The organism is Cupriavidus sp. 05N40, from assembly GCF_056397305.1.
Genome location: NZ_JBFTND010000281.1, coordinates 1 through 7,369, shown reverse-complemented (window position 1 = coordinate 7,369; position 7,369 = coordinate 1). Strand labels below are relative to the sequence as shown.

General features: G+C 60.9%; 8 protein-coding genes. 4 read left to right on the top strand and 4 right to left on the bottom strand.

What is annotated here, in order from left to right; all coding sequences use genetic code 11:
* Nucleotides 1-208 (bottom strand): hypothetical protein (locus AC1DO7_RS37610; protein ID WP_477117317.1); only part of this gene is annotated, 208 nt, incomplete at its 3' end.
* A gap of 987 nt (nt 209-1,195) precedes the next feature.
* A complete protein-coding gene (locus AC1DO7_RS37605) occupies nt 1,196-1,570 on the bottom strand; it encodes a PHA-granule associated protein 4 (RefSeq protein WP_441624227.1) in 375 nt (124 codons plus the stop codon).
* 314 nt (nt 1,571-1,884) lie between these two features.
* On the opposite strand from AC1DO7_RS37605, the gene AC1DO7_RS37600 reads away from it, so the two are divergent.
* The 4 genes from AC1DO7_RS37600 (at nt 1,885) to AC1DO7_RS37585 (ending at nt 4,682) form a co-directional block, all read left to right on the top strand.
* On the top strand, nt 1,885-2,202 hold the full coding sequence (locus AC1DO7_RS37600) for a hypothetical protein (protein WP_441624225.1): 318 nt from the start codon (nt 1,885-1,887) through the stop codon (nt 2,200-2,202).
* A 413-nt stretch (nt 2,203-2,615) separates the two neighbouring features.
* Entirely contained in the window at nt 2,616-3,296 is a 681-nt protein-coding gene (locus AC1DO7_RS37595; protein WP_441624223.1) for a methyl-accepting chemotaxis protein, read from the top strand.
* Between the two features lie 13 nt (nt 3,297-3,309).
* Nucleotides 3,310-4,104 (top strand): type IV pili methyl-accepting chemotaxis transducer N-terminal domain-containing protein, encoded by a 795-nt coding sequence (locus AC1DO7_RS37590; protein WP_441624221.1) that lies wholly within the window; start codon nt 3,310-3,312, stop codon nt 4,102-4,104.
* Nucleotides 4,105-4,328: 224 nt separating this feature from the next.
* Nucleotides 4,329-4,682 (top strand): helix-turn-helix domain-containing protein, encoded by a 354-nt coding sequence (locus tag AC1DO7_RS37585; protein WP_441624219.1) that lies wholly within the window; start codon nt 4,329-4,331, stop codon nt 4,680-4,682.
* 9 nt (nt 4,683-4,691) lie between these two features.
* On the opposite strand, the gene AC1DO7_RS37580 is transcribed toward AC1DO7_RS37585, so the two are convergent.
* Together AC1DO7_RS37580 and panP are read right to left on the bottom strand one after the other, a co-directional pair.
* On the bottom strand, nt 4,692-5,045 hold the full coding sequence (locus tag AC1DO7_RS37580; protein ID WP_441624243.1) for a gamma-glutamylcyclotransferase: 354 nt from the start codon (nt 5,043-5,045) through the stop codon (nt 4,692-4,694).
* A gap of 368 nt (nt 5,046-5,413) precedes the next feature.
* On the bottom strand, nt 5,414-7,054 hold the full coding sequence (panP, locus tag AC1DO7_RS37575; protein WP_441650420.1) for a pyridoxal-dependent aspartate 1-decarboxylase PanP: 1,641 nt from the start codon (nt 7,052-7,054) through the stop codon (nt 5,414-5,416).
* Nucleotides 7,055-7,369 lie beyond the last annotated feature (315 nt).

Genomic DNA, 7,369 nt, shown 5'->3' with positions numbered 1-7,369 from the left:
GGTCCGACGTCATGGGGGAAGCGAAAATTTGATGCATATTGACCCTTTGATTTTGTTGTGCCTGGTTTCGCTTGGTGCTGTCGCGCGAAAGGACTCTTTTTGTTGCGGAAATGAATGCAAGCACACCCGATAGCAGGGTGGCCAGCAGCAGCGATGAATTCCGAGAGTGCGTCGCAGAAGCCGATCGCGCATTGGACACAATCCACATGACGATTTGGTGTCCGTCCAGTAGGCCAAAGCGATGATATCGGCAGGGTTAAGGGTTAATCTCGATGCTGTGTGACGTCGATTCAACGTGTGACCAAGCCAGTATCGGAGGCGGGCCGCAATGCCAGGAAATGGCGCGAAAATGTTCTTTATATCTGACGTGAAAATTTTTAATTTCACGTAGACTGATGAAGTAGTCCTTGCTGCCACCCGCGTCTCGCTTCCCGGCGACGCGGGTTTATTTTTGTGCGATAGCCCACGCAGCAGAATTTTCTCGATGTTTGGCCTACACTTTCCAACCATGAGTTGCACTTAACCCAGCGTTGCTGCTGGGGCTGTCGTGGCTATGGAAATCTACCAACTGCATCTTGTTTCCACGGGTGTGCACCCGCGATGGCTTATTGAGGGGCACAGAGTTCGCGTTCCTGTTGAAGGCAACCAGGTGAACCTGGATGGGAAACTGCTAGAGGTCTACGGTTGCCGTACCGGAAGCGGAAGAGTGCGAACGGGACCGGTTGGACTTGTGTCGGGAACCGTAGTCGAAGTCTGGCGCGATGCCAATGGATTGTTCGTGTGTGCACGTGCCGATGAGGTAGACCGTGCACGTGCCGCTCAGGTGGCGAGAGAAGAGGCGGCTCAGGTCGCTTCGTGTGAGCGCGAGCGGACCCTTCGAGCACAAGCACATGCGTTCAACGCTAGCCTCCCAATTCCCCTCAAGTGGGTGCCCGGTGCTATCGAGGACGAGCTTGGCCATCCGGAGGGCATATCAGATGAGGAAGGGGCGTATCCAGCTAGTATTGTTCACGTCTTGTTAGAAGAGGGTTTTCGCGATGGACGTCTTATGCGGAACGCTGGCGATTTGCTATGCATGCGCTTGCGGCGAGACGGTGGTGAGCATTTTCCTGTGCGAAAAGAGGAAACGTATATCCAGGTCTCGTGCAAAGCGTGTCTGACGGCTGCAAAGCGGTGGCGCTGCGACTAGCCGGCGTTATTCGGCCCAGACGGCATCAACGTCCCTCAGTAGCCGACCAGCCAAGATGTAGTCGCCAAGTTTTTCCGCCTTTGCCTCCAGCCGCTGGAGTTCGCCTGCTGGCAATTCACCCAGCTCAAACTGGCAGTATAGATTCCGTTGCCGGAAGGACAGCTTCGCTCGACTCAGTCCAGCAATGAGTGCCGCCGGTGATTTTACGGCGATGTTCTCATGCCCCCGGTACTCCACACGGACGCCGGCTTTCTGGCCGAGTCGCCCTAGCTCCACGGCATCTTGCCAAGCCGACTCGTAGTCCAATTCGATTACCGATATTCCTGCTGTATTCAGGAACCGCAGGGCCTCCCCTTTGGTTCCGGCGCGCGTTGTCGCCATCCTTACCTCCACTCACATCATCCGCTGCATCCAGGTCGAGCGCCTGCTTCCGTTCCCCCCTTGCTGCGAGTTCGCTTTGCAAGAGCACATTGTACCCGGCGGAGGGCCGCTTCTCTGTTGGGTGGCGCTCATGTTCGTGCAAAAAAGCGGTGCATAATTTCACCTCGCGCGCTTGTCTTTTGCATGCGACGGCCGCATGCCATTGCGTCGGAGAATAAGCACGGACGGACGTGCCGTGTCAGTCCGCGCAAGATTCGTTTGCAGCCTGCCATGGCGGGCTGCAATTTGACCGGCACCCCTGGCGTTACACATTCATGTTGCGTATTTTTTCTTCAATTTTTCTTTCCTCGGCATTGCTGGCGAGCCACGGCAGCCTAGCCCAGTCCTATGTCGAATGTAAGCTTCTCGACAAAGCGGAGCTTAAACTCGCTCCCAAGTCGACGCTCTTGTATCTCCGTTGTCGTGCACGGCAGACTTCGTATGAGGCTGAACGCATCAAGGGCGTTTCGCAAAAGGCCAAGGATGACCTGTTGTTTGCGTGCCAGGACCAGGTGATTGCGGTCGAGCATCAGTTGCGCGTGAGTCACGGCTTCACGAGGGAGTCGCTGGCCAGAGAGAGGTGCGATTACTGAGGCTCCGTGCTTGACGGGGCAGGCATCGCCCGCCCAGTCTCCCACACTCCAGCCACAGGCGCGTCCCGGTTGGCCGCCGTGCCCCAGCGCACGCGTCGTGATGAGGCATCTGGCACGGGATCGGTGCGCGGGTCGGTCCCGCCGTGCCATTTTCCTGCGCCCGCAGCCTGATGCAACTTCCGGGAGCTGTGGCATAGATATTGCGTAAGCGATACACGGGCCAACGGCGGCCTTGAAACAATCTGGCAAGTCGCGATGACACGCTCCGAAAAGGAGCATCCCGGGCAATGGCGCCCCGAAGCGAAATGCTCGCGAACCGGACAACCGGTTTGTAGGCATCTCGCTTCGGGGCGCTTTTTCTTTGCCGGTCAGCGCGGTGCGCGTCCGCGTCGACACTACCTGCAAGGCATGGCATGAACGCTTTCTCTACTCAGTCACCCGAGGCCGAAGTGTCCGCCGAAACCATCGGCGGATTGATCAACCTTTCCGGAAGGCAGCGCATGCTGTCGCAACGGATCGTCCTCCAGCTATTGCTGGCTTCGCGGGGGGACACTGCCGCGCTCGACATCGCACGCAAGTGCCTGTCAATGTTCGAGTCGGCGCATTCGGATCTCGTAACGGGCAATGAGCGTTTGCCCGGCGCATTCTCCGGCGCTTTGCAGCAACTGTACTTTGGCAGTCCGCGCGCTGACGCGCGTATCCGTGAATTCATCGACCAGGTCAGAACAGCGATAGACGCACCACTGGCCGACACCAGCCGGCGAGCGCAATCCCTCGACATGCTGGTGGCGCAGGCCACGCCAATGCTTGAACTGCTGCAGTCCGTCACTCAGGCCTACCAGGAGGAGATGCACCGTTGCGAGGTCGCTGTGCGCAAACGCCACGCCGACCTCGTCGAGCGCCTCAGCGGGATTTCGATGCAGGCGAACATCGTCGCAATGAATGCGCGCATCTCGGCGGCACGGGCGGGAGAGTACGGCAGGGAGTTCGCGGTGATCACGCTGGTGCTTGCAGACATCATCAAGGAGATGGATCAGCTGATCCGACACGTCGTCGGCTCGATCGATGCGTCCAAAGGTCCAATCAAAGTTTAACGCGGAGACGCCCTTGAAACGTTACCTCTGTTCCTTCTGCTTGATTGCCTGCAGCGTCCTGGCGCTGGCCTTGTCCGGGACCGCTTCGGCCGAAACGCTAACGATCAACGCGGCGATCAACAAGGCGGGCCGCCAGCGCATGCTGTCTCAGCGCATGGCCAAGGCATACTGCCAGGCTGGCCTCGGTGTTGAAGTCGAACGTTCGAAGAAGGTCCTCGAACAGTCCGTGGCGCTCTTTGACAGGCAGCTCATGGAGCTGAAGGCGTCCGCGCCCACGCCGGAGATCAAGGACACCTACGCCAGGCTCGAGCAGACATGGATTCCCTACAAGCAGTTGCTGTCCGCTGGCGATCCGAATCTCGATGGCGCGAAAGCAATCGCAGGAATGAGCGAGGACGTGCTGAAGCTTGCGCAACAGGGAACCCTCCTGCTCGAGAAACATGCCGGCACCATGACGGGTAAGCTGATCAACGTTGCCGGCCGCCAGCGGATGCTCTCGCAGAGAATCGCCAAGATCAGCATGTTCCGCGCCTGGGGCATTACTTCCCCCCAGATGGCGCAGGATCTGGACACGGCTACCAGGGAATTCGCAGCCGCGCAGGGGCTCCTCACCGCGGCGCCGCAAAACACTGAGGCAATCCGCCGCGAACTGCAGCTTGCCGGCTCCCAGTGGCTGTTCTTTGAAGAGGCACTCAATCAGACCGGGGTCAGTCGCGCGGAACAGTTGAGAAACATCGCCACGACCAGCGAGCGTATTCTTCAGGTGATGGATGACGTCACCAGCATGTATGAAGGGATGCCCAAGTAACGTGGGAGCGTGAACGAGCTATGCCAGACGCGGCTTTACAGGCAGCCACGCCTGCAATGCCGCCAGCCAGTCTGCCGGGCAGACGCTCGCGGAAATTACGCGCTGAGCTGGCGGCGGCGCAGGCGAGGGCGCGGCATTTGATATACTTTCACGATGATGAAATAATCGGGAGAGCCGCCCCAGTGCTGGATCTCCCAGTCTCCCAAATCTCCGGACCTCCTCCCATGCCACGACCGCTAGCCGATGCCGCGCCACCATCGCGGGCTGCCATCCGTACCATCGACCAACTGGGTGATCGCATTCGGGCGACACGGGTTGCTGAGGGGATGCCAATTGACCAGGCGGCCAGGCATTGCGGCGTTTCCGTCGGCATGCTATCCAAGCTGGAGAACGGCAAAGGGGTGAATCTGGAGCACGCACTACGCGCGCTGGAAGGACTGGGTTTGACGATGCTCGTTGTCCCAAAGGCGCACGCGCCCCTGCTCGAGCAGGCCGCCACCCACGCGGCCAAAGCCTCCCAACTCGCAATGAGGGCGGATGGCAACCACATGGAAGAGGGCGAAGCCCGGTACTTTTGAGCGGTCACGCTAGAGGGAATCAGAATCGCCCGTGGCGGTGGCACCCCGACCGCTGGTTTGCCGGTAGGCCTTGCCAGAAGCCAGGCGAATCGTTCCCCAGTTCGGGCGGTACAGTCCATGAACCGTCTCGCGGATCCATACGAGTCCCAGCTCTTCCGATAGATCGTTCTCGGCCAGCCGGAAGGCCATGCCGGCGGATTGACCGCCCGCTTTCAAGGCGAGCATCCGTCCTGGCCATTCGTAGGTGCCCCGTCCGGCGAACAGCCGAATACAGAAACTGCGATGCCAACCCTGGAGGAAGGCAGACTGCCTTTCTACGAACCTGAGCAGTGGATTCCAGATCAACGATCCATAGGCGAACAGTCAGACGGGTTCTCCATGCGAACGTTGCGCGAGCGCTTCACGCATCGAGGCTTCGATGCGCCGACGCGACCAGGAGGGCTGGCCGGGCAGATCCTGGAACGAGTCCAGATAAGCGCCGGTGCTGATCAACTCTCTCGTCAGTATGATCCTGTTCCTTTGCGATACTTGCGGTGCAACCCGAAGAGGCGTTGCACCGCCTGACGGCCGGTCATTGGCCGGTCGCTTCAGAACTGCAGTCGCCCATTGACACTGCAGTCGCCTAACTGCCGAAGAGCCCACCGACTCTACGAGTCAGTCAATGACGGTACTCGGAGGACTGTTACCAGCGACGCATCGTCGACGAATGGCGCCCGCCAGCTCCAAATGCCTCACGCGGCGTCCGGCGCGCCCACCAGCGCCATCAGCGGCGCCATGCATGGGCTGGCCGCCGCCAGCGCGCGCTGTTCGTCGAGGATGTCCTGCAGGATGGCATGCGTCGTATCCGGGTTGGCCAGCACCACGCGGAAAACGGCAATCGGGCGGCCTCCCCACTGTGTCGACATCAACTGCGTGCGCGATACGAACGAGCGGCCGGCATCGCGCTGCATTTCCTGAATGCTGATGGTCAGCGCATCCAGCGCGTCCAGGATCCTCTCGCGCCTGTCGGCCGAAGCCGTTGCCAGCGCGGCACGCACGGTCTCGGGCACATGGCGGTAGGTCAGGATGCAAAGCTGCGGGTGGCTGTCGAGCTCGAAATCCGGCTGCTGCGCAATCTGGGATGCAAAGTAGCGGGCGTTATCGATGCTACGATCGATCAACTGCGCCAACCCCTTGCGACCGAGCAGATGAAAGTTCGCGTAGAGCATGACTGCCGCCGCGCCGCGCGATCCTTCGAGCGTATGGCGCCCCAGGTCCACCGAGCCCTTGCGCACGATGTAGTTCGCATGCTGGATGATTTCCTGCGTCCACGCCGGGCTCCGGAACAGCACCATGCCGGCACCCATCGGCACGTAGAACTGTTTGTGCGCATCGATGACGACGGAATCGGCACGCTCGATGCCCGCGAAGCGCCAGCGCTCGCGCTCCGACAGCAGTGTTGCGCCGCCCCATGCGGCATCCACGTGGAAATGGCAGCCGGCCTCCTGAGCAACATCCGCAATCGCGTCGAGCGGATCGACCGCGCCCGTCTCTGTCGTCCCCGCTATGCCGACGATCGCCATCGGCCGGATGTTGCGCTGCTGCAGGTCACGCATGGTGTCGCGCAGCAGGTCGATGCGCATGCGACCGTCTGCATCGACCCCGACYGGCACGAGATTGTCGCGCCCGATGCCAAGGACATCGGCGGCCTTTCGCAGCGAGTAGTGCCCGCGCTCCGAGACGACGATTGCAAGCCCGTCATGGCCGTAATGGCGTAGTGCAGCCATCAGTCCGGCGCGATGGATGCCGGCGAAGCCATCACGCGCGCCCAGCAAGTTGTTGCGGCTCGCCCATAGCGCGGTGAGGTTGGCGACCGTGCCGCCAGAACAGATCGCGCCGAGCGCGTGATCGGCATCGTGCAGCCATCTCGCATAGAACGCGCTGTCCTGGGCAAACACCAGCTTGTGCAGCATGCCGATGACCTGGCGCTCGAGCCCTGTCAGCGCGCCCGACGTCTCGAGCTTCACGACGTTCTGGTTCAGCGCTGCCACCACCTTGGCCAGCGAGGGCATGAACGACGGCAGCGACGACGTCATGTGTCCGACGAACGTTGGTGACGCCACGGGCATCACGTGCCGAAACACGTCGTTGAGCAGATGATCGGCATGCGCTTGCGGCGATGTCGGCGTCTCGGGCAGCTCAACCGACGCGAACTCCGCCTCGCGTGTGGCGCACGCGCCAGCCGGATCAAAACGCTCGCCCGCAAAGAAATCCGCCGGATGTTCGGCGATCAATCGCTCGAGCGATTCGAATGCCCCCCGATCCGCGTCGAACCAGCGCAAGGGGCAGTCGTCGCCCCCGTCCATGCTTTGTGAGGTCTCTTCGCGAGACATGTGCGGCTTCATTTGCATTACCCAGTTCAATCCCGTAGCGCCATGGTGCGTCGGGCATTATGCCGGATCGGACGGGTAAGTGAATGGCTGAGGGCTCCGACCGGCACCTTTGACGACCTCGCCGCTGCCCGTTGACGACCCTCAATCGCCTTTTCTATTGGGATGCGCCTGATCCGAAGTGTACCTAAGCGCCCTGGCCAAGCATGTGGCGGAAGTGCCGGCACGCGTACCGGCAGCAGCGTGGTCGCTCCCTCGGACCAGGTATGAGGCGGCTTTCCCGTAGCAGCTTCGCCCTTGTCCGGCCACAGCCTCTGC